This is a genomic window from Actinomycetospora chiangmaiensis DSM 45062 (assembly GCF_000379625.1).
Taxonomy (GTDB): domain Bacteria; phylum Actinomycetota; class Actinomycetes; order Mycobacteriales; family Pseudonocardiaceae; genus Actinomycetospora; species Actinomycetospora chiangmaiensis.
Map to the genome: position 1 here is coordinate 18,013 of NZ_KB903224.1, position 25,520 is coordinate 43,532.

At 73.6% G+C, this 25,520-nt stretch carries 24 protein-coding genes; 10 read left to right on the forward strand and 14 right to left on the reverse strand.

Annotated features, from left to right (window positions below):
* Positions 1-42 precede the first annotated feature (42 nt).
* Genes mftC through mftA form a run of 3 tightly spaced genes read right to left on the reverse strand, consistent with a single transcriptional unit; the run spans position 43 to position 1,663 of the window.
* A complete protein-coding gene (gene mftC / locus A3CO_RS0111230; RefSeq protein WP_018332342.1) occupies positions 43-1,263 on the reverse strand; it encodes a mycofactocin radical SAM maturase in 1,221 nt (406 codons plus the stop codon).
* On the reverse strand, positions 1,260-1,574 hold the full coding sequence (gene mftB, locus A3CO_RS0111235) for a mycofactocin biosynthesis chaperone MftB (RefSeq protein WP_018332343.1): 315 nt from the start codon (positions 1,572-1,574) through the stop codon (positions 1,260-1,262). The genes mftC and mftB overlap by 4 nt, the downstream gene beginning before the upstream one ends.
* Positions 1,574-1,663, reverse strand: coding sequence for a mycofactocin precursor MftA (gene mftA, locus A3CO_RS31570; RefSeq protein ID WP_018332344.1), 90 nt, complete (start codon positions 1,661-1,663; stop codon positions 1,574-1,576). Before mftA ends, mftB begins: the two co-directional genes overlap by 1 nt.
* A 173-nt stretch (positions 1,664-1,836) precedes the next feature.
* Between mftA and A3CO_RS31575 the strand changes: the two genes are divergently transcribed.
* Entirely contained in the window at positions 1,837-2,406 is a 570-nt protein-coding gene (locus A3CO_RS31575) for an acyl-CoA-like ligand-binding transcription factor (protein ID WP_018332345.1), read from the forward strand.
* Complete coding sequence (locus A3CO_RS0111250) at positions 2,403-2,780, forward strand: GntR family transcriptional regulator (RefSeq protein ID WP_018332346.1); 378 nt, start codon at positions 2,403-2,405, stop codon at positions 2,778-2,780. Before A3CO_RS31575 ends, A3CO_RS0111250 begins: the two co-directional genes overlap by 4 nt.
* 294 nt (positions 2,781-3,074) lie before the next feature.
* Here the strand turns inward: A3CO_RS0111250 and A3CO_RS0111255 are convergent, their stop codons facing one another.
* Positions 3,075-3,764 (reverse strand): SDR family NAD(P)-dependent oxidoreductase, encoded by a 690-nt coding sequence (locus A3CO_RS0111255; RefSeq protein ID WP_018332347.1) that lies wholly within the window; start codon positions 3,762-3,764, stop codon positions 3,075-3,077.
* 262 nt (positions 3,765-4,026) lie between these two features.
* Between A3CO_RS0111255 and mdo the strand changes: the two genes are divergently transcribed.
* The 4 genes from mdo (at position 4,027) to mftM (ending at position 9,277) form a co-directional block, all read left to right on the forward strand.
* The gene (mdo, locus tag A3CO_RS0111260; protein ID WP_018332348.1) at positions 4,027-5,319 is read left to right on the forward strand and encodes an NDMA-dependent methanol dehydrogenase; all 1,293 of its coding nucleotides are present in this window, start codon (positions 4,027-4,029) and stop codon (positions 5,317-5,319) included.
* Between the two features lie 92 nt (positions 5,320-5,411).
* A complete protein-coding gene (locus tag A3CO_RS0111265; protein ID WP_018332349.1) occupies positions 5,412-6,683 on the forward strand; it encodes an AAA family ATPase in 1,272 nt (423 codons plus the stop codon).
* Positions 6,684-6,770: 87 nt separating this feature from the next.
* On the forward strand, positions 6,771-8,318 hold the full coding sequence (locus A3CO_RS0111270) for a VWA domain-containing protein (RefSeq protein WP_018332350.1): 1,548 nt from the start codon (positions 6,771-6,773) through the stop codon (positions 8,316-8,318).
* Positions 8,315-9,277, forward strand: coding sequence for a mycofactocin oligosaccharide methyltransferase MftM (gene mftM / locus A3CO_RS0111275; protein ID WP_018332351.1), 963 nt, complete (start codon positions 8,315-8,317; stop codon positions 9,275-9,277). Before A3CO_RS0111270 ends, mftM begins: the two co-directional genes overlap by 4 nt.
* Positions 9,278-9,324: 47 nt before the next feature.
* Here mftM and A3CO_RS36745 read toward each other — a convergent pair whose 3' ends face one another.
* Positions 9,325-10,581 carry a nitric oxide synthase oxygenase gene (locus A3CO_RS36745; RefSeq protein WP_085942354.1) on the reverse strand — a complete coding sequence of 419 codons (1,257 nt, stop codon included), beginning with the start codon at positions 10,579-10,581 and terminating at the stop codon, positions 9,325-9,327.
* 908 nt (positions 10,582-11,489) lie between these two features.
* Between A3CO_RS36745 and A3CO_RS0111285 the strand changes: the two genes are divergently transcribed.
* A complete protein-coding gene (locus A3CO_RS0111285) occupies positions 11,490-12,161 on the forward strand; it encodes a hypothetical protein (RefSeq protein WP_026204497.1) in 672 nt (223 codons plus the stop codon).
* 240 nt (positions 12,162-12,401) lie between these two features.
* Complete coding sequence (locus A3CO_RS40205; RefSeq protein ID WP_342663157.1) at positions 12,402-14,234, forward strand: globin domain-containing protein; 1,833 nt, start codon at positions 12,402-12,404, stop codon at positions 14,232-14,234.
* A 69-nt stretch (positions 14,235-14,303) separates the two neighbouring features.
* On the opposite strand, the gene A3CO_RS0111295 is transcribed toward A3CO_RS40205, so the two are convergent.
* Together A3CO_RS0111295 and A3CO_RS0111300 are read right to left on the reverse strand one after the other, a co-directional pair.
* The gene (locus tag A3CO_RS0111295; RefSeq protein WP_018332354.1) at positions 14,304-14,828 is read right to left on the reverse strand and encodes an OsmC family protein; all 525 of its coding nucleotides are present in this window, start codon (positions 14,826-14,828) and stop codon (positions 14,304-14,306) included.
* Complete coding sequence (locus A3CO_RS0111300) at positions 14,773-16,203, reverse strand: MFS transporter (RefSeq protein WP_018332355.1); 1,431 nt, start codon at positions 16,201-16,203, stop codon at positions 14,773-14,775. Before A3CO_RS0111300 ends, A3CO_RS0111295 begins: the two co-directional genes overlap by 56 nt.
* Positions 16,204-16,252: 49 nt before the next feature.
* Between A3CO_RS0111300 and A3CO_RS0111305 the strand changes: the two genes are divergently transcribed.
* Entirely contained in the window at positions 16,253-16,750 is a 498-nt protein-coding gene (locus tag A3CO_RS0111305) for a winged helix-turn-helix transcriptional regulator (RefSeq protein WP_018332356.1), read from the forward strand.
* 78 nt (positions 16,751-16,828) lie between these two features.
* On the opposite strand, the gene A3CO_RS0111310 is transcribed toward A3CO_RS0111305, so the two are convergent.
* Positions 16,829-17,299 carry a carboxymuconolactone decarboxylase family protein gene (locus A3CO_RS0111310; protein WP_018332357.1) on the reverse strand — a complete coding sequence of 157 codons (471 nt, stop codon included), beginning with the start codon at positions 17,297-17,299 and terminating at the stop codon, positions 16,829-16,831.
* Between the two features lie 89 nt (positions 17,300-17,388).
* On the opposite strand from A3CO_RS0111310, the gene A3CO_RS0111315 reads away from it, so the two are divergent.
* Positions 17,389-18,270 carry a sigma-70 family RNA polymerase sigma factor gene (locus tag A3CO_RS0111315; RefSeq protein WP_018332358.1) on the forward strand — a complete coding sequence of 294 codons (882 nt, stop codon included), beginning with the start codon at positions 17,389-17,391 and terminating at the stop codon, positions 18,268-18,270.
* Here the strand turns inward: A3CO_RS0111315 and A3CO_RS0111320 are convergent.
* The 6 genes from A3CO_RS0111320 to A3CO_RS0111345 all read right to left on the reverse strand — a co-directional run bounded on the left by A3CO_RS0111320 (position 18,267) and on the right by A3CO_RS0111345 (position 25,188).
* The gene (locus tag A3CO_RS0111320) at positions 18,267-18,944 is read right to left on the reverse strand and encodes a MadR family response regulator transcription factor (RefSeq protein WP_018332359.1); all 678 of its coding nucleotides are present in this window, start codon (positions 18,942-18,944) and stop codon (positions 18,267-18,269) included. The genes A3CO_RS0111315 and A3CO_RS0111320 overlap by 4 nt on opposite strands.
* Positions 18,941-20,440 carry a MadS family sensor histidine kinase gene (locus A3CO_RS0111325; RefSeq protein ID WP_018332360.1) on the reverse strand — a complete coding sequence of 500 codons (1,500 nt, stop codon included), beginning with the start codon at positions 20,438-20,440 and terminating at the stop codon, positions 18,941-18,943. The genes A3CO_RS0111320 and A3CO_RS0111325 overlap by 4 nt, the downstream gene beginning before the upstream one ends.
* A 4-nt stretch (positions 20,441-20,444) precedes the next feature.
* The gene (locus A3CO_RS0111330; protein ID WP_018332361.1) at positions 20,445-21,758 is read right to left on the reverse strand and encodes an iron-containing alcohol dehydrogenase; all 1,314 of its coding nucleotides are present in this window, start codon (positions 21,756-21,758) and stop codon (positions 20,445-20,447) included.
* 118 nt (positions 21,759-21,876) lie between these two features.
* Positions 21,877-23,037: an XdhC family protein gene (locus A3CO_RS0111335; RefSeq protein ID WP_018332362.1), complete on the reverse strand. Its 1,161-nt coding sequence runs from the start codon at positions 23,035-23,037 to the stop codon at positions 21,877-21,879.
* A complete protein-coding gene (locus tag A3CO_RS0111340; protein WP_018332363.1) occupies positions 23,030-24,295 on the reverse strand; it encodes a vWA domain-containing protein in 1,266 nt (421 codons plus the stop codon). Before A3CO_RS0111340 ends, A3CO_RS0111335 begins: the two co-directional genes overlap by 8 nt.
* Entirely contained in the window at positions 24,292-25,188 is an 897-nt protein-coding gene (locus tag A3CO_RS0111345) for an AAA family ATPase (RefSeq protein WP_018332364.1), read from the reverse strand. The genes A3CO_RS0111340 and A3CO_RS0111345 overlap by 4 nt, the downstream gene beginning before the upstream one ends.
* Positions 25,189-25,520: the final 332 nt, after the last annotated feature.

A 25,520-nucleotide genomic window follows, 5' to 3' on the forward strand; every position in this document is an offset into this window, starting at 1 on the left:
GGGGAGGTCGTGGGCAGCTCGAGCTCCGCTCCGCTGCGTCTCCTAGTGGGCGCGGATGCCCGCCGGCAACCGGCGACCCTCGCCCGCGAGCGGGTCCGTGTCGCAGGCCTTGTCCGGGCGCCGCACCGACAGGGTCAGCGGGACCGGCCCGCCGTCCTTGCGCGGTCCGCGCTCGGTGCGGTGCGAGTGATCCAGCGACGGCTTGGGGATGACGGTGTCCATCTCCAGCTTCGCCAGCGCGACCTCTCCGTTGCCGAGCACGCACTCCGGGTCAGGACCGTCCAGCGGCAGGCCGGTGAAGAACTTCGCCGCCATGCAGCCGCCCTGGCAGGCGTCGTAGTGCGAGCACTTGGTGCACGCCCCTCCCGACTGCGGGCCGCGCAGCTCGGCGAACAGCTCCGAGTCCTGCCACACGCCCTGGAACCCGCCCTCGGACCGGACGTTGCCGGCGAGGAACTGGTCGTGGATCGCGAACGGGCAGGCGTAGACGTCGCCGACCGGGTCGATCAGGCAGACCACGCGACCGGCGCCGCAGAGGTTCAGCCCCGGCAGCTCCTGGCCGAACGCCGACAGGTGGAAGAACGAGTCGCCGGTGAGGACGTCCTCGCCCTTCGCGACGAGCCAGTCGTAGAGCTGGCGCTGCTGCTCGCGGGTGGGGTGCAGCTCGTCCCACGAGTCGGCGCCGCGGCCCGACGGGCGGAAGCGGGTGATGCGCAGCTGGGCGCCGTAGCGGTCGGCGATCGCCTTGAAGTCGTCGAGCTGGTCGACGTTCTGGCGGGTGACCACGACCGAGATCTTGAACTCGCCGAAGCCCGCCTCGTACAGGTTCTCCATCGCGCGGATCGCCGTGTCGTACGACCCGGGGCCGCGGACGTGGTCGTTGACCTCCGCGGTGGCGCCGTCGAGGGAAATCTGGACGTCGACGTAGTCGGTCCTCGCCAGCTGCGCGGCGCGCTCCCGGTCGAGCTTCACGCCGTTGGTGGAGAACTTCACCCCGACGTCGTGGGCGATCGCGTAGTCGAGCAGCTCCCAGAAGTCGCTGCGCACCGTCGGCTCGCCGCCGCCGATGTTGACGTAAAAGACCTGCATCCGCTGCAGCTCGTCGATGACCGCCTTGCACTCCGCGGTGGAGAGCTCGTTCGGGTCGCGCCGACCCGACGACGAGAGGCAGTGCACGCACGAGAGGTTGCAGGCGTAGGTGAGCTCCCAGGTCAGGCAGATCGGGGAGGTCAGGCCGTGGGTGAAGTGCTCGACGAGCTTCATGTTCCTGCGTCCCGTCGCTGGATGGTGCCGGCGGAGGCGAGCCCGGCGAGGGCCCGCAGGTACTGGTCGCGCTGGGCCTCGGGCACCTCGGCGGTGACGAGGGCGCCGTGGACGTCGTCGTGATCCGCGAGGACCTCGACCACCCGCACCAGCGGCTTGGTCTTGAGGAAGGAGAGCCGACGGGTGTGGAAGTCGTAGACGAGGGCGCCGAACGACTCCGGCCGCACCGAGACCGACGTCGAGAGCCGGTACGGGCGCGCGGGGTCGAAGGCGCCGGCGGAGGTCTGTGCCTCCGCCGGAGCCGCGGTCATCAGTAGACGCCGCACATGCCGTCGATCGAGACCTCCTCGACGAGGGTCTCCTCGACGAGCGGGGTCTCCTCGTGCGTGGGCTCAGCCATACCGACCTCCTGCGTTCGACCACCTCGGAACGCGTCGGACGCTAACTGGCACCGGGTGCCATTCACACGGTCGTCGTGGACGGTCCGGTCCCGACCGATCGGGCGGGGCGTGATCGCGGTCTCGTTTGTTACGCGCGAGGAGACGGCCGCCTCGGACGGGGCACACTGCCTGGGTGACCTCTGCCACTCGGACGCTCCGCGCCCGCCGCCTCGAGGCGGTCGCGTTGGAGCTGTTCACCGTGCGCGGGTTCGACCACGTCACCGTCGACGACCTCGCCGCGGCGGGCGGCGTGGGCCGCCGGACCTTCTTCCGGTACTTCCCGACGAAGCTCGACGTCGTCCTCGGTCAGCTCGACGACGCCCTCGCCGCGCTCGTCGACGCCCTCGCCCGGGTGCCGACGACGACCGATCCCACCATCGCCGCCCGCCAGGCGTTCCTGCAGGTCAACGCCTACTCCCCCGGCGACGAGCCGGTCCTGCGGCGCCGGCTCGCGCTCATCGAGACGGTGCCGGAGGTCGCCGCCCGCGCCGCCGTCCGGTACGAGGCCTGGGAGGCCGCGCTCGCCCGGGACGCGGCCGCGCGGTGGGGCTGCCCGGTCGACGAACTGCGCCCGCAGGTCTTCGCCCGCGTGGTCGTGGCCGCGATGCGCGGGGTGTTCACGGTGTGGCTCGCCTCCCCCGACGCGGAGCTACGGTCCCTCGTCGTGGCGGCCTTCGACGACCTCGGGCGGGGCTTCGGGTGACCGACCCCGACCCCACCGCACTGATCGACGTCGACCCGTCGTCGTCCGTGGCGCCCTACGAGCAGGTCCGGGCGTCGGTGACCGAGCTGGTCCGCACCGGGGCCCTCCCCGCCCACACGCGCCTCCCGGCGGTCCGTCGGCTCGCGGTCGACCTCGGCCTCGCCGCCAACACCGTCGCCCGGGCCTACCGGGAGCTCGAGGCGGCCGGGGTCGTCGAGACGCGCGGCCGCCTCGGCACGTTCGTCGTCGAGTCCTCCGACGGTCCCGACGAGGCCCGCGCGGCCGCCCGGGCCTACGCCGTCAGGATGCGCGAGCTCGGGGTGTCCCCGGAACGGGCCGTCGACCTCGCCCGGGCCGCGCTCGCGGGTTCCTGACGCCTGGTCGGTGCCGGTCCGGTGCCCGGCGGCGGCACGCGCCCCGTTGCCGGTCCGCGTCGGTGCCGGTCCCGCGTCGGGGCATCTGCACCGCCTCCGTCTGCAGGTTCTGTCCGACCCCACCTCGGTGATCACCAGTCCCTCAGCGGGCTCACCGGACCCCCGGGAGCCCGCTGCGGGACTGTTGATCACCCACGGCGAGGCCCGCCCCACCGCAGCCCCATGGCGGACCGTTGGTCACCCGGCCCCACCGCAGCCCGCGACGGGACCGGCCCCACCCGTCGTCGGGAAGACCTACCAGGGCACCTCGGCCCGGTCCTCCCACAGGCGTCCGGTGGGGGGCGGATCGGACAGCGTGGCGTCGCGACCGGCGAGCCAGATCGCGGTGTCCGCGCCCTCCTCGATGGAGCGGGGTGCGTCCGGGCCGCCCATGTCGGTCCGGCAGTGCCCGGGGCACGTCGCGTCGATCAGCACACCCTTGCGGCCGTTGCCGAGCTCGTGGGCGAGGTTGCGGGTCATGGCGTTCAGCCCGGCCTTGGCGATCCGGTAGGGCGCGAGCCCGCCCGCTGTGCCGGGGCCGCTCATCCGCCCCAGGCAGGCGCTCACGTTGACCACGCGCCCCCACCGGCGCTCCGCCATCCCGGGCACGAACGCCGAGATCAGCGCGAACGGCGCGTCGAGGTCGACGTCGCGGACCGCCCGCCAGTCGGCGAGGGAGACCTCCAACGTCTTCGACCGGCGCTCGCTCATCACGGCCGCCGCGTTGACCAGCACGTCCACGTCGCCGACGTCGGCCACGGCCGTGCCGATCGCGTCGACGTCGGCCAGGTCCAGCGGGAATGCCTCGAGCTCGGAAGGGACCTCGGAGCCCGGTCGCGCGACACCGATCACCCGCGCGCCGGACGCCGCCAGCCCGAGCGCGATCTGGCGTCCGAGCCCCCGGCTCGCGCCGGTCACCACCGCCGTCCGGCCGGAGAGGTCCACGTCGCCGGGAGTTCCCGGGCGGGACCGGACGAACCATGGGTCGCTTGTCGCAAGCTATTGGCAGCTGCAGGCAGCGGTGCGGGCGGTAGGAAGGGCAGCCCTCGAAACCCTCCGAAGGTGCAGGTGATCTCCCACCTCCGTGAACGGGATCACCGTGTGACTCTCGCGAGTGACGTGGCGCACGCCTAGCGTCCGGCTCCGACGAGAGACCGGCTCGAGGTCAGAGGTCCGAGCGGGTCTTCGAGACGACGAGAGGATCGCGATGCAGGTCGACGAGCTGCTCAAGCCGTTCCCCATCAAGGAGTTCCACCCGTTCCCCCGGGCGCTCCTCGGGCCGGGTTCGCACGAGCTGATCGGCCCCGAGGCCCTCAAGATGGGCTTCAAGAAGACGCTGATTATGACGTCGGGCCTCCGCGGTACCGACATCGTCCACAAGATCAGCGAGTCCATGAAGTGGCACGGCATCGAGACGGTCATCTACGACCAGGTCGAGTCGAACCCCAAGGACTACAACGTCATGGACGCCGTGAAGCTGTACCAGGAGAACTCCTGTGACAGCTTCGTGTCGATCGGCGGCGGCTCCTCGCACGACGCCTGCAAGGGCGCCCGCATCTCGGTGGCGCACGACGGCCGCAACGTCAACGAGTTCGAGGGCTTCAACCAGTCCGAGAACCCGAAGAACCCGCCGCACATCGCGGTCTCGACGACGGCCGGCACCGGCTCCGAGACCTCGTGGGCCTACGTCATCACCGACACGACGACGGACCCGAACAACCCGCACAAGTACGTCGCGTTCGACGACAACTCGGTGACCTCGCTGGCCATCGACGACCCGGTGCTCTACTACGACTGCCCGATCGACTTCACCGCCCAGTGCGGCTTCGACGTCCTCGCGCATGCCAGCGAGCCCTACGTCTCGCGCCTGAACTTCGAGCCGAGCCTCGGCAACGCGCTGCGCGCCATCGAGCTGACCGCGGAGAACCTCCGCGCTGCGGTGTGGAACGGCCAGGACCTCCCCGGCCGTGAGGGCATGATGTACGCGCAGTACATCGCCGCCCAGGCGTTCAACTCCGGCGGCCTCGGGATCATCCACTCGATCTCGCACGCCGTGTCGGCCTTCTACGACACCCACCACGGCCTGAACAACGCCATCGCGCTCCCCCGCGTGTGGGCGTTCAACATGCCGGTCGCCTACAAGCGCTTCGCGAAGATCGCGACGGCCATGGGCGTGGACACCACGCACATGACCGACGTGCAGGCCGCGGAGGCCGCGCTCGCCGCCTCCATCCGGCTGCTGCGCGACGTGGGCATCCCGGAGAAGTTCACCGACGTCACCCAGGACTCGTACTCGAAGAACCGGCTGGGCCAGGGCCCGACGAAGTTCTACGAGAACGAGAAGACCATCACGGGCAACGACGCCGACGTGGACCGCATCACCAACCACGTCCTCGGCGACGCCTGCACCCCGGGCAACCCGAAGGAGTGCACCTTCACGACGGTGCGCCCCGTGGTCGACCACTGCCTCAACGGCGACCTGGACGACCTGCTCAGCTGAGCGACGTAGCCACTCCGGTGCCCGGCGGTCCCACGGCCCGCCGGGCACCGGCGCGTTCCCCCAGAACGATCACCGCAGGAGAGGATCCCCGCGTGACCAGCACGTCCGAGCAGCCCACCGCGGCCACGGGCCCGTTCGAGTCCGTCGACGACGTCGTCGAGGCGCTCGCGGCCCAGGGGTACATCGCCGACCGGCGGCTGGCCACGACGGTCTTCCTGCTCACGCGGCTGGAGAAGCCGCTCCTGCTGGAGGGCCCGGCCGGCGTCGGGAAGACCGAGCTCGCGAAGATGCTCGCCGTCGCGACGGGCCGGAAGTTCCTGCGGCTGCAGTGCTACGAGGGCCAGGACGAGACGAAGGCCCTCTACGAGTGGGACTACGGCAAGCAGCTGCTCTACACCCAGATCCTGCGGGAGAAGATCGGGCAGGTCGTCGAGGACGCCCCCGACATCCCCACCGCCGTCGACCGCATCGGCGCGCAGGACTCCGTCTTCTTCTCCGAGCGCTTCCTCGCCCCGCGCCCGCTGCTCGAGGCGATCCGCTCCGACGAGCCGGTCGTGCTGCTGATCGACGAGGTCGACCGCGCCGACGAGGCCCTCGAGGCGGTGCTGCTCGAGACGCTCGGCGAGTTCCAGATCTCGGTGCCCGAGGTCGGGACGTTCGCCGCGAAGAACGCGCCCTACGTGATCCTCACCAGCAACAACACCCGCGATCTCGCCGCCGCCCTCAAGCGGCGCTGCCTGCACCTGTTCCTCGACTACCCGACGGCGGAGCGCGAGCTCGACATCGTCCGGTCGAAGAACACCGGGCTGCCCGAGGCCGCCGCGCGCGAGCTCGTCGAGGTCGTCCGCGGCCTGCGGGAGCTCGAGCTGCGCAAGGCACCGTCGATCTCGGAGACCATCGACTGGGCGCGGACGCTCGCGGTGCTGGGCATCGACGACCTCAACTCCCAGATCCTCTCCGACACCGTCAGCGTCGTCGTGAAGTACGACAAGGACGTGACCAAGGCGCTCAACGCCCTGCCCGGCCTGGTCGACCCGAACGCCACGATCGACGACGCCCACGGGCATGGTCATGGCCACGGACATGGCCACGGGCACGACGGCGACCACTCCCACGACGCTCCCACCAACGGCCGCTCCGCCGGGCCGGTGCCCGCGCCCGACGACGAGGACGGTCCGGACGGGCGCGCGGTGCGCGCCGCGAAGGACGAGCCGGGCCGCCACGCGGGCGTCTACGGGGCGCCCGGCCGGGACAACCAGGAGGCCGCGCGCACCGGCTCCGACAAGAACCCGACGAACCCGCGCAAGGTCAGTTCCTCGCAGGGCGACCGGTCGTTCGGGCTGGGTCGCAAGCGCGCGCTCTGACGCGCGCCCGGACCGGCCCCGTTCCCGACGTCGGGTCGGTGCCGGTCCGCCCGTCCCCGGCGGTCCCGACCGAGAGGAGGCCTCGCGATGGAGGCCACGATCCACCGCTTCGTGCGGCTCCTGCGCATCCGTCAGGTCCGGATCTCCACCTCGGAGGTCCTCGACGCCATGCGGTGCGCCCGCGAACCCGGCGTGCTCGCCGACCGGGCGACGCTCAAGGCGGCGCTGCAGGTCTCCCTGGTCAAGGACATCCGCGACGAGGCCACCTTCGACGAGATCTTCGACGCCTTCTTCGCCCTCGTGAAGATCGGGAGGTCGGAGACCGGTCACGGCCACGGGCACGGCCACGAGGACCTCTCCGACGACGGCACCCTCAACGACTTCACGCTCTCCGAGGAGCCCTCGGAGACCCCGGAGCAGGGCCACGAGCACGGCAAGCCGGTCGACATCAAGCAGTTCTTCGACCCGGAGGACATGGCGCAGCAGTACAACCTGCACCAGGAGGCCAACAAGATCGACCTCGCCGCGATGACCGACGAGATCGTCTTCTCCAAGGACGGCGCCACCGACCAGACGAACACCGGGGAGAAGGTCCAGATCGAGACCGACCACCTGCACGGTGGCGGGCTGCCCGGCGACATCGCCACCGCGTCGGGCACGAAGGTCGACGCCGACCTCAACGTGGCCCAGCAGGAGGCCCTGCTCGGCTGGCTGCAGGGCGTCGAGGAGGACGCCGAGGGCCGTGCTGGGGACGAGTCCGACGCGATGGCCCTGCGGCGCCGGCTCGCCGGCATGCTCGAGAACCTGCCCGAGGCGATCAAGCGGCACCTCGAGCGGCTCATGGAGATCGAGCAGCGGGTGATCGACGGCGGGCACGCCGACGAGGAGGCACACCGGGCCGAGGTCGACCGCGCCGAGGAGCACGAGCGCCAGCAGCTCGAGGACTCGCTGCGCCGGCTCGCCAAGACCCTGCACGGCGCGCTGACCCACCGGCGCCGCCAGTCCCCGCGCGGACGCATCGACGCGGGTCGCACGATGCGGCGCAACATGCGCTTCGACGGCATCCCGTTCACGCCGGTCACCGTCAGCCGCGCCGAGGACAAACCGCGCCTGGTGATCCTCGCCGACGTGTCGCTCTCGGTCCGCGCGACGGCCCGGTTCACCCTGCACCTCGTGCACGGGCTGCAGGACATGTTCGGGCAGGTGCGGTCGTTCGCCTTCGTGTCCGACCTGATCGAGGTCACCGACCTCTTCTCCGACCACACCGTCGAGGACGCCCTCGGACTGATCTTCGGCGGCGACATGATCGACGTGGACGCCAACTCGAACTACGGCGAGGCCTTCGGGACGTTCCTCGAGGACCACGCGTCGGCCGTGAACCGGCGCTCCACGGTGATCGTGCTCGGCGACGGCCGGGGCAACGGGAACGACCCGAACATCGAGGCGTTCGCCGAGATCTCGCGCCGGGCCCGGGAGACGATCTGGCTCACGCCCGAGCCCCGCTACTCGTGGGGCCTGGGCGCGTGCGACCTGCCGCAGTACGCCGAGTTCTGCGACCGGATCCGGGTGGTCCGCGACCTGACCGGCCTCTCGGAGGTCAGCCACGACATGGTGTCCGAGATGATCGGCCGGTGACGTCGGTGACCCTGACCGGGCCGGTGGACAACACGGCGGGCTCGCTGCGGATCGACCCGCTCGCCCCGGCGCACCCGGGCCGGTGGGAGAACGGCCCGGTCGTGGTGTGCCACCTCGACCGGGGGGCCGTACCGGTGCGGCTCGCCGAGGGCAGGACCCCGGACCTGCGCACCGACCGGTTCGAGGTGCACCGGCTCGGGGACCGGCTGCTGGTCCTGCACCGCTTCCGCCCCGACGAACTCGACGACGACGTCTCGACGTTCGTCGCCGACGAGCTCGGCGCCGTGGTCGACTCCGCGCCGCTGTTCGAGCGGGTGGTCACCGGCATCGTCCGGTCGACGGTCCTCGACCCGCTGACCGCCTGGTCGACCTTCTACGCCAACTCGCTCGCCGTCCTGCGCCACCCGCGCTCCGCCCCCGCCGTCGGGCTCCCGCCGGAGGCCTCGCTCGCGGGGTTCGCCCCCGTGCACGCCCGCGCCCTCGACGAGGTGCGCGGGTCCACGGTGGCCGACCTGGGGGCCTGCTTCGGCTTCCTGCCGCTGCTCATGGCCGAGCGGGGACTCGACGTCGTGGCCACCGACCACACCCCGGGCACGATGACGCTGCTCGCCGCCGTGGCCGGGGCGGGCGTGGTGCCGGCGGCCGCCGACCGGCTGCGCACCCTGGTGTGCGACGCCCGCGCCGTCCCGCTGCGCGACGCCTCCGTCGACACCGTCACCGCGATCCACCTGCTCGAGCACCTGCCCGCGAGCGAGTCGGGCGCGGTCGTCGACGAGATGGTGCGCGTGGCCCGCCGCCGGATCGTCGTCGCCGTGCCGTACGAGGAGACCCCCGACCCCGTCTTCGGGCACCTGCGCCGCTTCACCCCCGACGACCTCACGGCCCTCGGGGAGCGCACCGGCCTGCCGTTCCGGGTGGACGAGCACCACGGGGGCTGGTTGTGCGCGGAGCGCTCGTGAGCACTAAATGGGGCTATAGGCCCGCTTAGTGCTCACGTGAGCGGAGCTCACATCGGACAGCCCTGACCCCGCGCCGCGGCCTGCGGGTCGACCCGGAACATCGGGCCGGTGTCGGTCGGCTCGTCGTAGTACCGGTGGAAGACCGGGGTGAGTCCGCCCGAGATCGGCGGGACGATCCAGCTCCAGTCGACCGGGCACGACCGGCCGGCCTGCTCCTCGCGCTCGAGGTGGCGCAGGAAGCGCTCCGACTCGCCGTGGTGGTCGGCCATCGACACGCCGGCGACGTCGAAGGAGTGCTGCACCGCGAGCGTCAGCTCCACCGCGGCGCGGTCGCGCCACATGGTGCGGTCGCTGGAGGTGTCGAGGCCCATCTTCTCGGCGACCTCGCGCAGCATGTCGTAGCGGTCGGCGTCGGCGAGGTTGCGGGCACCGATCTCCGTCGCCATGTACCAGCCGTTGAACGGCGCGGCGGGGTAGGAGACGCCGCCGATGTCGAGCCGCATGTTGCTGATGACCGGGAGGGCGTGCCAGCGCAGCCCGAGGTCGGCGAACCAGCGGTGGTCCGGGTGGTGCAGGTCCACCTCGAGCACCGAGGCGGACGGCACGTCGAAGAACTGCGGGCCCTTCTCGGCCCACTCCCCGCCGCCCGAGACCACGAGCGGCAGCACGTCGAACCGCCCCATCGGTGAGGGCGGGACCCAGCCGAGCGACCGGGCGTGGTCGGTGAACCCGACGTGGCGCGGGTCGCCCAGGACACGCCCGCCCGTACGGTAGCCCGCGTAGCGGACCAGCTGCTCGTTCCAGATCCGCGGCCCGGCCGCGGCGGGGGTGTCCGGCGCGAAGATCGTGATCGTGGAGCGGATGCGTCCGCGACGGGTGGCCTCGTCGAGGTGGCCGACGCACTCCGCGGCGACCTCCTCCGGCGCGGTCACGTGCCGGCGGTCGCGCAGGTGCAGGCTGCGCCAGTAGAGCCGGCCGATGCAGCGCGCGGAGTTCCGCCAGGCCACCCGCGCGCCGTAGGTCAGTTCGGCGGTGGTGTGCACGTAGGTGCCCGTCCGGGCGATCTCCTCGCGGACGGCGGCGATGCGCTCCTCCACCGTGACGGCGGGCGCCGCGGTGCCCTTCACGGTGGTCGCCCCGGGCTCCTCGGCCTCGGCGAAGAACTGGCGGAGGAACTCCTCGGCCTCGGCCGGGTCGACGGCGGGGACGCTCGTCGACCGGTCGTCCGCCGGCGCTCCCCACGTGCTCGGGGCCGCCGCCTCGGGCGGGGACGCGAGGGCCGCCGGGGCCGCGGGGGCGGTCACCGTCCGGCGGGGACGCGGGCGCGGCCGGTCGGTCACGACGGCGGCGGGAGACGCGGGCACGGCGGCGGGTGCGGCGGGTGCGGCGGGTGCGGCGGGTGCGGCGGCGGGAGACGTGGGCACGGCGGCGGGTGCGGCGGGTCCGGCGGCCACGAGCGGCGCGGTCGCCACCCCGGGGTCGCCCGTCCGGGCGGCCGGGAGGGGCCGGACCGGAGGGACCGCGGTGGTCGCCGGGTCGGCGCCGGCCGCGGTCCCGGCGGGTGCCGGGTCGCGCGTCACCGTCGTCGTCGCGGCGTCCACCGGGTCGGCCCCCACCGGGGTCCCGGCCGCCGGCGTGCTCACCGGGTCGGCCTCCGACGAGGTCCCGACGACGGCCATCGTGGCCATCCCGCGCGCCATGCCACCTCCGTGTGCTCCGAGGTCCTGCGTCCGTCGCCGATGCACTTCAGCGACGTCGTCGACATCTGAGTCGTGCACGTCGTCGGTGACGACGTCCGAGCCGGACCCCCGCGCGCCCGCTCTCCATCCTCACCGACGGGTCCGTCGAGCGGATCTCGCCGTTCGGACTCACGTCAGTCGCGATCCGGGCCCTGATGATCGGCCTTTCGGTCCAAACACCACTCCGGCGGCGCAGCCGAAACCCGATCGTGACCTGTCACACCGGCCCACTGTAGGGGGTCGCCCGACGACCGCTGGAGGGCGGGACCACCTCACCCAGCGTCACTCGTTGGTGCTCTCCGTGTCGGGTCACCGGGACGGGGGCCCCTCACCTCTGGCACCCTGGCCGACGACCGGCAGTAGTCGTCACGAGTACCCAGTGTGACGAGACCGACGGTGGGAGGCCTGGAGTGAGCCGAGCCGAGCGGGGTCGCACGCAGGGTGCGGGCTCCTGGGGAGGCGCGCAGGGACGGGTGCGCGCGAGCGATCTGCGCGCCCGGGCGGACGAGATGGCCGCCCTGCTGGACGAGGCCGCCCCCCGCACCCGTCGTCGCCGTCGTCGTCGCTCGACCGCGCTGCCCGCCGCCGTCGCGGCCTTCGGCGCCCTGAGCGTCGGCGGGGTGGGCCTCGCGCTCGGCCTGACGCCCACGGGCGCGGAGGGCCAACTGCCGGCCGCGCCGTCGCCGGTCCTCGCCGACCCCGGCACCGACCTCCCGGGCACGACGGCCGGCGGCGCCGGCGGCCCCGGCGGCACCGGCCACTCCGCCGGCTCCGGTCCCGTGACGGTCGCCCTCGATCCGGCCGTCGCGGGCGCCGACCTCATCCGCCCGGAGGAGCGCCCGACCGCCGCAGGAGGCCGACCCGCCCCGTCGTCGGGACCCCGGGACGCGACGACGCCCGCGTCGACGACCACCACCACGTCGACGCCGTCGCCCCCCGCCCGGAGCACGAGGCCCCGACCGACGCGTCCGCCGCGCCCCACCGTCACCCGCCGGGCCACGCCGCGATCCACCACCACCGCGCCGACCGCGTCCACGACACCCCGCCGCATCGCGCAGCGCGCCACGCTCCCGACCACCTCCCCCGCGCCCGGGACGGGCGCCGAGCCCGACGCGACGGACACCGAGGCCTCCCCGGACGAGTGACGATCACGTCACCGGGAGAACGGTCGACCCGCCACGACCAGTGACGACGGGTCGTCCGTCCTGCCACGACAGCGTCAGGGGCGTCGCCGTTCACCGGCCGTGGCCGTACGCTGACCGCACCGTGTGCCACCCTGCTCGTTCGAGGGCGGACGCGGAGTAGCGTCGCGCCACAGTGCCCACCGCCAGGGTGGCCCGGGCGGGGGGCGAGCGAGTCATCGTGAGATGAGGAGTCGACCGGACGTGACCGCAGCGAGGAACAACGGTCCCGACGCGGGCCGTCACGGTCCCGTCGGACCCGCGGGACCTCCCCGCGAGGGTCCGGTGCCCGGGGACCGGACCGGGAACTGGGGCGCCTCGGCGCTCGACCGGTCCGTGGTCTCCGGCCAGGGTTCGTTCGGCGCCGGACCGTTCGACTCCCCGCGGGGGTCGGGCCGCACCTCCCAGCTCGGCGGGGCCTACGACCCCGACGACGCCGTGTTCGACATCGCCGACGACCGGCGCGACGACGGGACGACGATGAGCCACCCCCAGGGCCGCGGCCCCGTACCCCCGCCTCCGCCCCGCAGCGGCTTCCCCGCCTCGCTCCCCTCGGCGCGGCCGGAGCCGGGTGGCTATCCCGGGGACACCGGCGGCTACACGACCGGCGGCCACGGTGGCTACGAGTCGGGCGGGTACGAGACCGCCGGCTACGCGACCGGCGGCCACGGCCCGGACTCCTACTCCTCGGGCGGCTACGGGTCCGGGAGCTGGTCCGGCGGCGCCTACGAGACCGGGGGGTACGAGACCGGCGGCTACGGCGGGTACGGCTCCGACACCGGCTACCCGTCCGACGGCTGGTCCGGTGGCCGACACGACGAGCCGCCCCGCACCACCGCGATCTCCTCCCCCGGCTTCGACCACGTCGTGCCCGAGGGCGTCGGGCTGCCGCAGCCGCGCGAGGCGGCCGCCCCGTCGAACGACGCCGCCGACATGGTGGCGATCATCCGGTCGAGCTTCGAGGCCGTCGCGCCCCGGGCCGACGAGCTGACGCAGCTGTTCTACGGCTGGCTCTTCCGCATCGCGCCCGAGACCCGCGAGCTCTTCCCCGTGACGATGGAGCTGCAGCGCACCCGCCTGCTGCGCGCGCTCATTCACGTGGTTCAGATGGTCGACCGGCCCGACGAGCTCAGCATCTTCCTGCGCCAGCTCGGGCGGGACCACCGCAAGTTCGGGGTCATCGGCGAGCACTACGACCGCGTCGGCGAGGCCCTGCTCGGTGCCCTCGGTGAGATCGCCGGGCCGCTCTGGACCCGTGAGGTCAAGGACGCCTGGGTCGGCGCCTACGGCGTCGTCGCCCAGGCCATGCGCGACGCCGCGGACGCCGAGCGCGGCCCCGCCGTCTGGATGGCGCGCGTCATGGAGCACCGCCGGATCGCCCCCGACCTCGCGATCGTGCGGGTGCAGACCAGCCAACCGGTGCCCTACCAGGCCGGGCAGTACGTCACCGTGGAGACGCCGCAGCGCCCGCGGATGTGGCGCTCGCTCACCCCCGCCAACGCGCCGGGCCCGGACTGCGTGATGGAGTTCCACGTCCACACCGTCCCGGGCGGCTGGGTGAGCCGGGCGATCGTCTCGCACGCCCGCGTCGGCGACGTCTGGCGCATCGGCCCGCCCATGGGCCAGATGACCCTCGACCCGCGCTCCCGCGCTGACCTGCTGATGGTCGCCGGTGGCACCGGGCTCGCTCCGGCCCGCGCGCTGATCGAGCAGCTGATGATCGACGGCTCGGACCGCAAGGTGGCGCTCTTCGTCGGTGGCCGCACGTGGAGCTCGCTCTACGACATCGACACCCTGCGTCGGATGGCCCAGGACAACCCCTGGCTCACCGTCGTCCCCGTCGTCGAGGAGGACGGTCGGCGCTACGGCGCGGAGACCGGCACCCTCGGCGAGGTCGTGGCGCGGTACGGCGCCTGGGCCGACCGGCAGGTCGTCGTCGCCGGCTCCCCGCCCATGGTCCGCTCGACGGTGTCCGCGATGCTCGACGCCGGGACACCATTCATGCAGATCCACTACGACCCCTACCACACCGACTGACGGGGTCCCCGGACACGACGGGGCCGTGCACCACGATCGTTCGTGGTGCACGGCCCCGTCGTCGTGGGATCAGGCCTGCGCGGTCGCGCGCCGGTCCAGCGTCAGCGACACCTCGGGCGAGCGCACGAGGGTCTGGTAGACGACGCAGTACCGCTCGGTGAGCTTGTGCAGCGTCGCGAGCGTGTCGTCGTCGGCGTCGGTGTCCAGGTCGAACGAGAGCCGGATGTCCTTGAAGCCGACCGGCGCGTCCTTCGCGACGCCGAGCGTGCCGCGGAAGTCGAGGTCGCCCTCGGCGTGGATCGTGCCGCCACGGACCTCGACGCCCATCGACGTGGCGACCGCGCGCAGCGTCACGCCGGAGCAGGCGACGAGCGCCTCGAGGAGCATGTCCCCGGAGCAGAGCAGTTCGCCCGTGCCGCCGGTGGCGGGGTGCAGGCCGGCCTCGACCATGGCCTGCGCCGTCTGCACCCGGCACGCGATACCGGAGCCGTCGAGGTCACCGTCCGCCTTGAGGACGACGACGGCCGACTCCGGGTCGTCACGGTACTGCTGCTTGAGGGGGCCCTGGGTCTCGGCGAGCGCTGCCTTGTCCATGCTTCAAGGATGCCTGTTCGGCGCGCCGACCGCGACAGGCGAACACGGCGATCGCCCCGAGCAGCGAGAAGATGCCCGCGACCACCACGGCGTCGTCGAACCCGCCGAGCAGGCCCACCGGTCCCGACGGCAGGCCGGGGCGGGTGGTGATCACGGCGACCACCGTCGTCCCGATCGCCGAGCCCACGTAGCGCGCCGTGTTGTTCGCGCCGCTGCCCATCGCGGCCCGACCGGCCGGGACGCTGGCCACGGCCTCCCGCCCGAACGCGGCGTTGAGGACCCCGCTCGCGATGCCGGCGACGAACAGGCCGGGCACGAAGCGCCAGACCGAGGACTCCGGGGTCGCGCCCAGCAGCAGCGCCTGCCCCACCGCGACGACGAGCAGCGCCACCGCCATCTGCGTCCGCCCGCTGACGGCGGCCGGGAGGCGGCGCGCGAGCAGCGAGGTCACGACGCTCGTCACCGACCAGGCGAGCAGGACGGCGGCGGCCGCGAGCGCGGAGGCGCGCAGCCCGCGCTCGGCCACGCTGAGCAGCACCGATGTGGTGGCGATGATGCCCATGCCGGTCGCGAGCGCGGCCAGCATCATGGCGAGGAAGCGCGGGGACCGGAACAACGTCGGGTCGATCATCGGGGCCGCCCGGCGCCGCTCCACCACGAGCCACACGGCGAGCACGAGCAGACCCCCGACGACGAGCGACACCGGGGCGGGCCGGAAGGCGCCGGTGCGGGCCTCGACGAGACCGGTGAGCAGCAGCGCGATGCCGGCGGCCAGCAGCGCGACGCCGGGCAGGTCCACCGGGCGGGGCTGGTCGGCCCGCGACTCCTCGACCGCCGTGCGCGCCCACACCGCGAGCAGCACGGCGAGGACCGCCTCGATCCAGTACTCCGCCGTCCATCCCGCGAGCCGTTCGCTGCCGGTGGCGAGCAACGGGCCGATCGCGATGCCCGCGCCCAGGGCGGCACCCCAGATGCCGCTGGCGCGCGGCGCGTCGGGCGTCCCGGCCGGGAAGGCGTGGCCGATCAGCCCGAGGCTCGCCGCGACGAGCGCCGCCGCCCCGATCCCGGCGACGATGCGACCCGCGACCAGCACCGCCGTCGTCGGGGCGAGGGCGCAGAGCACCGACCCGACGGCGAGCACGAGGGCCCCGAGGAGGAGCGCCCGGCGTCGGCCCAGGTCGTCGGCGACCGCGCCCGCCGGCAGCAGCGCCACCCCGAGCCCGATGCTCATGGAGCTGAGGATCCAGGCCTGCCCCTCCGGTCCCGCGCCGAGCGCGGCGGCCGTGGCGGGCATCGTCGCCAGCGTGGACGTGAACACGACGAGCGCCAGGAACGTCGCCGTGGAGGCGACGGCCAGCGTGGTTCGGGACCGCACGGTCCGGGACGCTAGCAGGCGGTTCGGTCATTGAACTAGCATCGGTGACATGCCGCTCGGACAGGGTTATCCGCAGCAGGACTGCGCGATCGCCCGCGCCCTCGAGCTCGTCGGCGACCGTTGGACCCTGCTCGTGCTGCGCGACTGCTTCTTCGGCGTGCACCGCTTCGCCGACCTCGTCGCCCGCCTCGACGTCCCGCGCGCGGTCCTCTCCGACCGCCTCGCCCGTCTCGTCGAGGCCGGGCTGCTCGTTCCCGACGGCAGGTCCTACCGGGTCACCGAGGCCGCCCACCCGCTGTGGCCGGCGCTGCGGTCGCTGGCCGCGTTCGGGGAGTCGGCCCAGGCCGCGGCCGGCGGGTCGGTGCGCCGGTTCGCCCACGTCACGTGCGGCACCGACACCACCGCCGACGGCCGCTGCCCCACGTGCGGGACCGTCCCGCCGCCGCCCGACCTCGTGGTCCGTGCCGTCGGCGGACGCGGCCGCCGGGACGATCCGGTGAGCGTCGCCCTCCGCGCCCCGCACCGGCTCCTGACGCCGCTGCCCTGACCTCCACCCCCGTGGCAGCGGAGCGTCGTTGCTGTCACTGGGTGACAGCAACGACGCTTCGCTGTCACGGGAAAGGGGTCACCACCCCGTCCCGGCCACGTGACGGATCGGTGCGTTGCAGCGGTTGAACAGGTTGACCACGGCGATCCACAGCAGCAGCGCGGCGCGGGCCGGCTCGTCGAACACGCGCGTCACCTCGGCCCACAGCGGGTCGGGGACGGCGTCGCCCCGGTCGGCGAGCCGGGTGACGTGCTCGGCGAGCTCGAGGGCGACCCGCTCCTGCTCGCTGAACCACGGCGCCTCGCGCCACACCCCCACCGTCGCGAGCCGCTCGTCGGTCTCGCCCGCCGCGCGGGCGTCCGTGGTGCCGCCGTGCACGCAGGAGGCGCAGCCGTTGATCAGGCTGACGCGCAGGTGGACCAGCGCGAGCAGTGGCTCGGGCAGGCCGCCCGCGCGGGTGGCCGCGATCAGTCCACCGATCGCCTCGCCCGCCCCCGGCAGCAGTGCGGCAGGGTTGGCCATCCGGGCCTCGGGTGCGGTGACGGTCATGACGGCTCCTCGTCTCGGACCGCCGGTCACATCCTCGGGCGCCGGTCGGTCAGGGAGGTGACACCCGCCCCGGGAAGGATGTGACAGCCATGGAGCCCGCCGAGCTGGCCGAGCGCTTCGCCGCCCACCGACCGCACCTGCTCGCCGTCGCCGGCCGGCTCGTCGGCCCCGACGCCGCCGAGGACGCCGTCCAGGAGGCGTGGCTGCGGCTGGCCCGCCAGGACGACCCGGACGCGATCGACAACCTCCCGGGCTGGCTCACCACCGTCGTCGCCCGGATCGCGCTCAACCAGCTCCGCGCCCGCCGCCCGGTCGACGAGGGGGAGCCCGCGGACGTCGCCGACGAGGACGCCGACGCCGAGTCGCTGGCCGTCTCCGCGGACGCCGTCGGGCCCGCCCTGACGCTCGTCCTCGACCGCCTCTCCCCCGCCGAGCGGCTCGCCTTCGTGCTGCACGACGTGTTCGGGCTGCCCTTCGAGGAGATCGCACCGATCGTCGACCGCTCGGTCGCCGCCACCCGCCAGCTCGCCAGCCGGGGACGACGGCGGGTGCGGGGCCAGGATCCCGACGCCGGGGCCTCCCGCCCCTCCGCCGAGGTGGTCGCGGCCTTCCTGCGTGCGGCCCGGGACGGCGACTTCGGCGCCCTGCTGGAGCTGCTCGACCCGGAGGTCGTGCTGCGCGCCGACCCCGTCGCCGTGCGGATGGCGACGATCAACGCGGGCCGCGGCGCCCCGCCGCTCGCCCCCGAGGTCCCCGGCGCCGACGCGGTCGCGCGGGTGTTCGCGGGTCGCGCGCACGCCGCGGTGCCGGTCCTCATCGACGGCGTGCCCGGGCTCGCCTACGCCACCGCGAGGCGGACCGTGTCGATGTTCCGCTTCACCGTCGTCGACGGTCTGGTCACGGCCGTGGAGGTCGTCTCCGACCCCGCGGTCATCGCCGCGACCGAGGTGGTGTTCGAGGAGACGGCCTAGATCAGCCCCATCTTGGAGGCGGCGTAGACGGCCTCCGCGCGGCGCGAGACGTCGAGCTTGCGCATGAGGTTCCCGACGTGGAACTTCACCGTCGTCTCGGAGATGAAGAGCTCGCGGCCGATGGTGCGGTTGCTCATGCCGCGGGCGAGCAGCCGCAGCACGTCGAGCTCGCGACCGGTGAGGGTCTCGCCGTGCGGCTGCTGCCCGTTGAGCGAGCGCACGACGGCGGCGGCCGAGCGCGAGTCGAACGCCGACTCGCCGCGGGAGACCGCGCGGATCGCCGCGATGAGCTCGGTGGTGTCGACGTCCTTGACCACGTAGCCGCGGGCGCCGGCGTGCACCGCCTCGACCACCAGCCGGTCGTCGAGGAACGTCGTCAGCACCAGCACGCCGACCCCCGGGTGGGCCTGGGTCAGCTGGCGGCACAGCTGCAGGCCCTCGGAGTCCGAGCTGGTGGAGAGCTTGAGGTCGAGCAGCACGATCGACGGGCGCTCGTGCGCGACGACGGCGAGCGCCTCGGCCGCCGAGGACGCCTCACCGACGATGGCGAGCTGCGGCTCGCGCTCCAGCACCGAGCGCAGGCCCTGCCGCACGATCGCGTGGTCGTCGACCAGCACGATGCGGACCTCGCCCCGACGGACCGCCGCGCGGGCGGGGATGCGGATGTCGGTCATGGCGTGCTCCCAGCGTCGTTCGGACTGCCACCATCCTCGCCCGCCGGGGCGGGCGCCGTCCCCGTCGTTCCTGACGGTTCTGGCGGTTCCGGCGGTTCGGCCGCCTCGGCCGGGTGCGGCCGGGGTTCGATGGGGAGCGGGACGCTCACCTGCACGCGGATCCCGCCCTGGCGGGCGCGCAGCACCTGCAGCAGCCCGCCGAACTCGCGGGCGCGCTCGGCCATGTTCGCGAGCCCGCGGTGCGAGCCGTCGATGTCGTTCGCGGCGGCCACCCGCAGCGAGCGGCGGACCCGTTCGGGGTCGCCGGTCCCGTCGTCGGCGACGGAGAGCACGAGCCGGTCCTTGCGGAACGAGAGCCGCACGACGGCGACGGTCGCCTCCGCGTGGACGGCCGCGTTGAAGAGGGCCTCACCCGCCACCCGGAACAGCGAGCGCTCCGCGGCCGACGGCAGCGACACCGGCCGGCCCTCGATGCGGACCTCGACGCGCAGGTCGGAGGGCATGTGGACGGTCGAGAGCTCCTCGAGCATCGCGGGCAGGGTGCGGTGGCCGTGCTCGCCCGAGTGGTTCAGCGCGTAGATCGCCGACCGCAGCTGCTCGACGGCGCGCCGGGTCAGCTGCTTCGCGGTCTCGAGCCGTTCGCGCTGCCCCTCGTCCCGGATCTCCGAGCGCACGACCTCGATCTGCATCCCGGCCGAGAGCGCGTACTGGGTCACCGAGTCGTGCAGCTCGCGGGCGATCCGGTGCCGCTCGGAGTCGAGCACCTCCCGCTGCCGGGCGACCGTCAGCGCGTCGCGGGTGCGCTGGAGCTGTTCGTTGCGGGCCGCGAGGTCCTCGGCGTGACGGCTCGCCTCGTCGTAGAGCCGCAGCGTGCGCTGGTGCAGCGACGAGTTCTGCAGTGCGGCCGCGGTCTGGCTCGCGAGGACGCGCAGCACGGACGCGTCGGTGGCGTCGATCCGCCGCTCCACGCCGGTCCAGGCGACGATCTCGCCGACCACGGTGCCGTCGAGCCGGACGGGGACGTGCAGGTGGTGGGGGTCGTGCGGGTGCGGGTCGGAGGGCGCGCCGTCGCCCGCGCCGACGTCGAGGTCGGACTCGTCGTGATCGCCGCGGCGCACCGCGTGCAGGTGGCGCAGGACGAAGGGCGGCAGCTCCTCCGGGCCGTCCACCGGGACCTCGGCCAGATCGGGTCCGAGCACGAGGTGGCGGGGTGAGGCCTCGGGGAGCGCACCGTCGGCGAGGGCGAAGACGACCCAGTGGGCGGTGAGGTGCTCCGAGGCCGCCTCGGCCACCGAGCGCACCAGCGTGCCGGGCCCCTCGGTGGTGCGCACGAGCGCGCGGCTAATCCGGTCGAGCGCGTGGATGACCCGCCGCAGCCGCTCGGCCGACGCGAGGTACTCGACGTAGAAGGACGGCTTGCCCGACCGGATGCCGGTCAGCAGGTCGAGGTCCAGGCCCGGTTCGGTGTCGCGGCCGGTGACGCGGTGCTCGGTCACTGCGCTACAGGGCCTGCCGGAACAGCGCCTCGATGTCCTCGCGCGTCGCCTCGCGGGGGTTGGTCGACAGGCACGCGTCGACCATCGTCATCGTCGCCAGCTTCTCGACGTCGGCCTCGGTCACCCCGATCTCGGCGAGGCCCTTCGGCACGCCCAGCTCGTCGGCGAGGCGCCGGACCTCCACGGCCGCCCACTCCGACGCGTCCTCCGCGAGGGCCTCCGACCAGCGGCCGCCGACGGCGTCGGGGAAGCCGAGCGCCTGGGCGATCGGCACGAAGCGCGCCGGGTCCGGCTCCGCGTTGAACCGCACCACGTGCGGCAGCAGGATCCCGTTGATCACGCCGTGCGGGAGGTCGAGCAGGCCGCCGACCTGGTGGCTCATGGCGTGGGCGGCACCCAGGATCGCGTTGGTGAAGGCGAGCCCCGCCTCGAGCGCGGCCTGGGCCATGAAGACCCGCGACTCCTGCTCGAGCGGATGGTCCATCGTGCGCTCGAGGTGGTTGCCGACCAGCGAGATCGCCTGCAGCGCGTGGTGGTCGGTGAGCGGGTTGTGCGCCCGCGAGACGTAGGCCTCGATGCCGTGCGTCAGCGCGTCCAGCCCGGTCGCGGCGTTGAGCCAGTCGGGCATCGTCGTGAGCAGGTGGGGATCGACGACGGAGACGTCGGGGACGAGCGCCCGGCCGAGGATCGTGATCTTCGTGTTCCGCAGGGTGTCGGTGACGATGCAGAACTGGCTGACGTCGGCCCCGGTGCCGGAGGTGGCGGGCACCATGACCATCGGCGGGATGGGGTTGACCATCCGGTCGACGCCCTCGAAGTCGGTGATCCGCCCGCCGTTGCCGGCGAGCAGGGCGATGCCCTTCGCGGCGTCGATGACCGAGCCGCCGCCCACCGCGACGAGCACGTCGCAGCGCTCGGCGCGGTAGTGCTCGTGGCCGGCGGTGATCTCGTGGTCCTTCGGGTTCGGCGTGACCCCGTGCCACGTCGACGGCCGCATCCCGGCGTCGGTCAGGTGACGGCAGAGCTGCTGCGGCCACCCCGCGGCGAGCAGTCCGTCGTCGGTGACGAGCAGCGGCCGGCGCGCACCCAACCGGGCGGCGGCGTGCGCGGCCTCGGAGAGCGATCCCGCGCCGAAGACGATCTCGGGGACGTGGAACTTGGCGAGCCGCGGCGTCTCCGGCCCGGACTGCAGGTGGCCCCGTCCGGACCCGGCGTCGTGGTCCGGCAGCGAGGCCTCCGTCCGGGCCCGGGACCCGGCCTGACGTCGGCGCACCACCAGGGACTCACCCGCGCGGGTCACGGAATCGACGAGGACCACGCTGCCCCCTCCCCACCGTTGGAATTCGGCTAGTCGGTGTAGCCCACGTTACAGACGGACGACGGGGTTGGGCAGCCTCGGAGCGAACGATCACGGCTACCGGCCGGTAGGCCGCTGATCAGCGGGAACCCGTCGCCAGCTCGGCCGCCTGGATGCCGGGTTCGACGTTGGAGTCGCCGTGGATCGGACCCTGTCGGTCCGACAGCGGGGTGCCGTTCCCGCCCCACTGCTGGGCGATCATCTCAGCCGCGATGGACACCGCCGTCTCCTCCGGCGTGCGGGCGCCGAGGTCGAGCCCGATCGGGCTGGACATGCGGGCGAGCTCGTCCTCGGTGACGCCGGCCTCGCGCAGCCGCTCCAACCGGTCGTGGTGGGTGCGGCGCGAACCCATCGCTCCGATGTAGCCGATCTCGGGCAGGCGCAGGGCGACCTCGAGCAGCGGCACGTCGAACTTGGGGTCGTGGGTGAGGACGGCGAGCGCGGTGCGGCCGTCGATGCGCCCCGCCTCGGCCTCCGCGGCCAGGTAGCGGTGCGGCCACTCGACGACGACCTCGTGCGCCTCCGGGAACCGACTGGAGGTGGCGAAGACCGGGCGGGCGTCGCAGACCGTCACCCGCATCCCGAGGAAGGTGCCCATGCGGGCCACCGCGGCGGCGAAGTCGATCGCGCCGAAGACGATGAGGCGGGGCGGCGGCGCGAAGGACTCGACGAAGACCCCGAGGCCCTCGCCGCGGCGCTCGCCGTCGGTCCCGTAGGTGACGAGGGTGGTGCGCCCGGCGGCGAGCAGCCCCCGGGTGTCGTCGCGCACGGCGTCGTCGAGCCGCTCGCTGCCGAGCGTGCCCTCCGTGCGATCGGGCCAGACGACGAGGCGGCGGCCGACGCCGGGCCCGGAGACGATCGTCGCGGTGGCCACCGGCCGGTGCTCGCGGACCGCCTCGGCGATCTCGCCGAGCTGCGGGTAGGTCTCGCGGTCGACCTGCTCGACGAACACGTCGAGGATGCCGCCGCACGTCAGCCCGACCGCGAAGGCGTCGTCGTCCGAGACCCCGTAGCGCTGCAGCGTCGCGTCCTCCCCGCGCAGCACATCGGACCCGAGCTCGTAGACCGCGCCCTCCACGCACCCGCCGGAGACGCTGCCGACGGCCTCACCGTCGGGACCGACGAGCATGGACGCACCGGGCTGGCGGGGCGCGGACCGGAAGGTCCCGACGACGGTGGCGAGGGCGGTCGACCGGCCCTCGGACCACCATCCCTCGAGGGTTCCCAACACGTCACGCATCGGCGAGCACCTCCGTGAGCTCCTGCAACGTGGCCAGCGAGTGTCCGGCCAGCAACCGGTCAACGTGCGGGAGGGCCGCGGCGATTCCCCCCTGCACCGGTTCGTACCCGCGCTTGCCGGCGTGCGGGTTGACCCAGACCACCGCGTGGGCGAGCCGGGCGAGACGCTGCATCTGCTCGCCGAGCAGCTCGGTGCCACCGCGCTCCCAGCCGTCGGAGAAGATCACGACGACGGCCCGCCTCGCCACGCCGCGCTGCCCCCACCGGTCGAGGAAGGCCGCGAGCACCTCGCCGAGCCGGGTGCCGCCGGACCAGTCCGGGATCGTGTTGCCGGCATCGCGCAACGCCCGTTCGGGGTCGCGTTGGCGCAGCTCCCGGGTCACGCGCGTGAGCCGGGTCCCGAGGGTGAAGGTCTCGACGGCCTGCGGGGTGCGCCGGGTGAGCACGTGCGCGAACCGCAGCAGCGCGTCGGCGTAGGGCGCCATCGAGCCCGACACGTCGAGCAGGATGACCACGCGCCGCGGGCGTTCCCGACGGTTCTTCCGGGACAGCCCGGGGATCTCCCCGGCGTGCCGCAGCGTCGCGCGCAGCGTGCGCCGCGGGTCGGGCTCGCCGCGGGGCCCGGGACGACGGCGACGGGCGCGCCGGCGGGGTGGGGTCGGCGTGAGCAGGGCGAGCATCCGGCGGATGTGCTCGCGCTCGCTGATCGTCAGCTCGGCGATGTCGCGGTCGCGCAGCACCTCCTCGCCGGAGGCGGCCACCTTGAGCTCGGGCACGTCGTCGTTGTCGTCACCCTGCCCCTGCCCCGGCGGCGGGGTGAGCGCCGCGATCGTCGCGGTCCGCGGCTTCGGCGGCGCCGGCCGTCCCATCCGCTGCTCGCGCGGGTCGGAGGAGAACCAGGCGAAGAAGGCGTGGTCGTAGCGCGCGACGTCGTCGGGGTCGCCGCACAGCGTGAGCCGCCCCGCCCAGTAGGTCGCCACCTCGCTCGCGACGTCGATCTCGCGCAGCGCCCGCAGGTAGGTCGCCGTCCGGTCGGGGGTGACGGGCACTCCGGCGTTGCGCAGCAGGCGGGTGAAGGCGACGAAGTCCCGGAGGACGGCGTCCTCGTCGGGGGCCTGGTCCTCGGGCGCGTGCCTGCCGGGCGTCGTCGTGGCGGGCGCAGCGGCCAGGCCCTCGATGATCCCACCGGCCAGCACCGCGCCGGCGTGCGCGCGGGGGGCGGGCGCGTCGCTGCTGCCGCCCCGGTCCATCGACGTCATGAGGCGAGCAGGGCGTCCAGCGCGTCGCGGGCCCGGTCGGCGTCCTCGCGGTACTTCAGCACCGCGCCGAGCGTGGTGGTCGCCGACTCCAGGTCGAGGTGACGCGCGCCGATGAGCTCGAGCGCCGCGGCCCAGTCCAGCGACTCCGCGACACCCGGCGGCTTGAGCAGGTCCAGCCCGCGCAGCCGGTGCACGGCCTGCGCGACCTGCTGGGCCAGCTCGTCGGAGAGCTGCGGCATGCGCGCCTTGAGGATCGCGACCTCGCGGCCGAGGTCGGGGTGCTCGAGCCAGAGGTACAGACAGCGGCGCTTGAGCGCGTCGTGCACCTCGCGGGTGCGGTTGGAGGTGAGGACGACCAGCGGCGGCGTCTCGGCGCGCACCACCCCGATCTCGGGGATGGTGACCGAGTTCTCGGCCAGCACCTCGAGCAGGAAGGCCTCGAACTCGTCGTCGGCCCGGTCGACCTCGTCGATGAGCAGCACGCTCGGCGTCGTCTGCAGCGCCTCGAGCACGGGCCGGGCGAGCAGGAAGCGGCGGTCGTAGAGGGAGGCCTCGACCGCGTCGGCGTCCAGCGCGTCCCCGGAGGCCGTGGCGGCCGCCTCCATCGTGCGCAGGTGCAGCAGCTGGCGCGGGAAGTCCCAGTCGTAGAGCGCCTGGGCCGCGTCGATGCCCTCGTGGCACTGCAGGCGCACGAGCGGCGCTCCGAGGACCTCGGCCAGCGCCTGCGCGAGTGCCGTCTTGCCCGTGCCGGGCTCCCCCTCGCAGAACAGCGGTCGCCCCATGCGCAGGGCGAGGAACGCCGCGGACGCGAGGCCCGGGTCGGCGAGGTATCCGGTGCGTTCGAGGGCGGCGGCGACGGCGTCGGGCCGGTCGAATTCGGAGGCGGCGGTCACAGCCCCATCGTTCCCTACACGACCGGATAACGCTCAGGTTGCTGTGGCACACACCGCACGAGGGGCTGCTACGACCGTGACGACCACGACACCGTGACTGTAAGTCACAGGGGTGTAACACGGGAGATAACGGACTGGAAACGGGGGTTGACCTGCGAAGACGGTGACGAGGAGTCGCAGCAAGGCGCCATTGGGGTGATCTTCGACTTTCTGAGAGGCGCTTGAAACCGCGTGTGGGCTCCGTACCGTTCACTCTCGGCCGTCAGGAAAGCGGCCATCGACCAGCCCCGAGGTCGCCGCGTCCGACGCCTGTCCAGCGGCCCCGGGTGACC

Excerpts from the sequence above, each read along its gene's own strand:
- mftC (WP_018332342.1), bottom strand. The coding sequence starts at position 1,263 with ATGAAGCTCGTCGAGCACTTCACCCACGGCCTGACCTCCCCGATCTGC.
- mftB (WP_018332343.1), bottom strand. The coding sequence starts at position 1,574 with ATGACCGCGGCTCCGGCGGAGGCACAGACCTCCGCCGGCGCCTTCGAC.
- mftA (WP_018332344.1), bottom strand. The coding sequence starts at position 1,663 with ATGGCTGAGCCCACGCACGAGGAGACCCCGCTCGTCGAGGAGACCCTC.
- mdo (WP_018332348.1), top strand. The coding sequence starts at position 4,027 with ATGCAGGTCGACGAGCTGCTCAAGCCGTTCCCCATCAAGGAGTTCCAC.
- A3CO_RS0111270 (WP_018332350.1), top strand. The coding sequence starts at position 6,771 with ATGGAGGCCACGATCCACCGCTTCGTGCGGCTCCTGCGCATCCGTCAG.
- A3CO_RS0111295 (WP_018332354.1), bottom strand. The coding sequence starts at position 14,828 with ATGGACAAGGCAGCGCTCGCCGAGACCCAGGGCCCCCTCAAGCAGCAG.
- A3CO_RS0111305 (WP_018332356.1), top strand. The coding sequence starts at position 16,253 with ATGCCGCTCGGACAGGGTTATCCGCAGCAGGACTGCGCGATCGCCCGC.
- A3CO_RS0111310 (WP_018332357.1), bottom strand. The coding sequence starts at position 17,299 with ATGACCGTCACCGCACCCGAGGCCCGGATGGCCAACCCTGCCGCACTG.
- A3CO_RS0111315 (WP_018332358.1), top strand. The coding sequence starts at position 17,389 with ATGGAGCCCGCCGAGCTGGCCGAGCGCTTCGCCGCCCACCGACCGCAC.
- A3CO_RS0111320 (WP_018332359.1), bottom strand. The coding sequence starts at position 18,944 with ATGACCGACATCCGCATCCCCGCCCGCGCGGCGGTCCGTCGGGGCGAG.
- A3CO_RS0111335 (WP_018332362.1), bottom strand. The coding sequence starts at position 23,037 with ATGCGTGACGTGTTGGGAACCCTCGAGGGATGGTGGTCCGAGGGCCGG.
- A3CO_RS0111340 (WP_018332363.1), bottom strand. The coding sequence starts at position 24,295 with ATGACGTCGATGGACCGGGGCGGCAGCAGCGACGCGCCCGCCCCCCGC.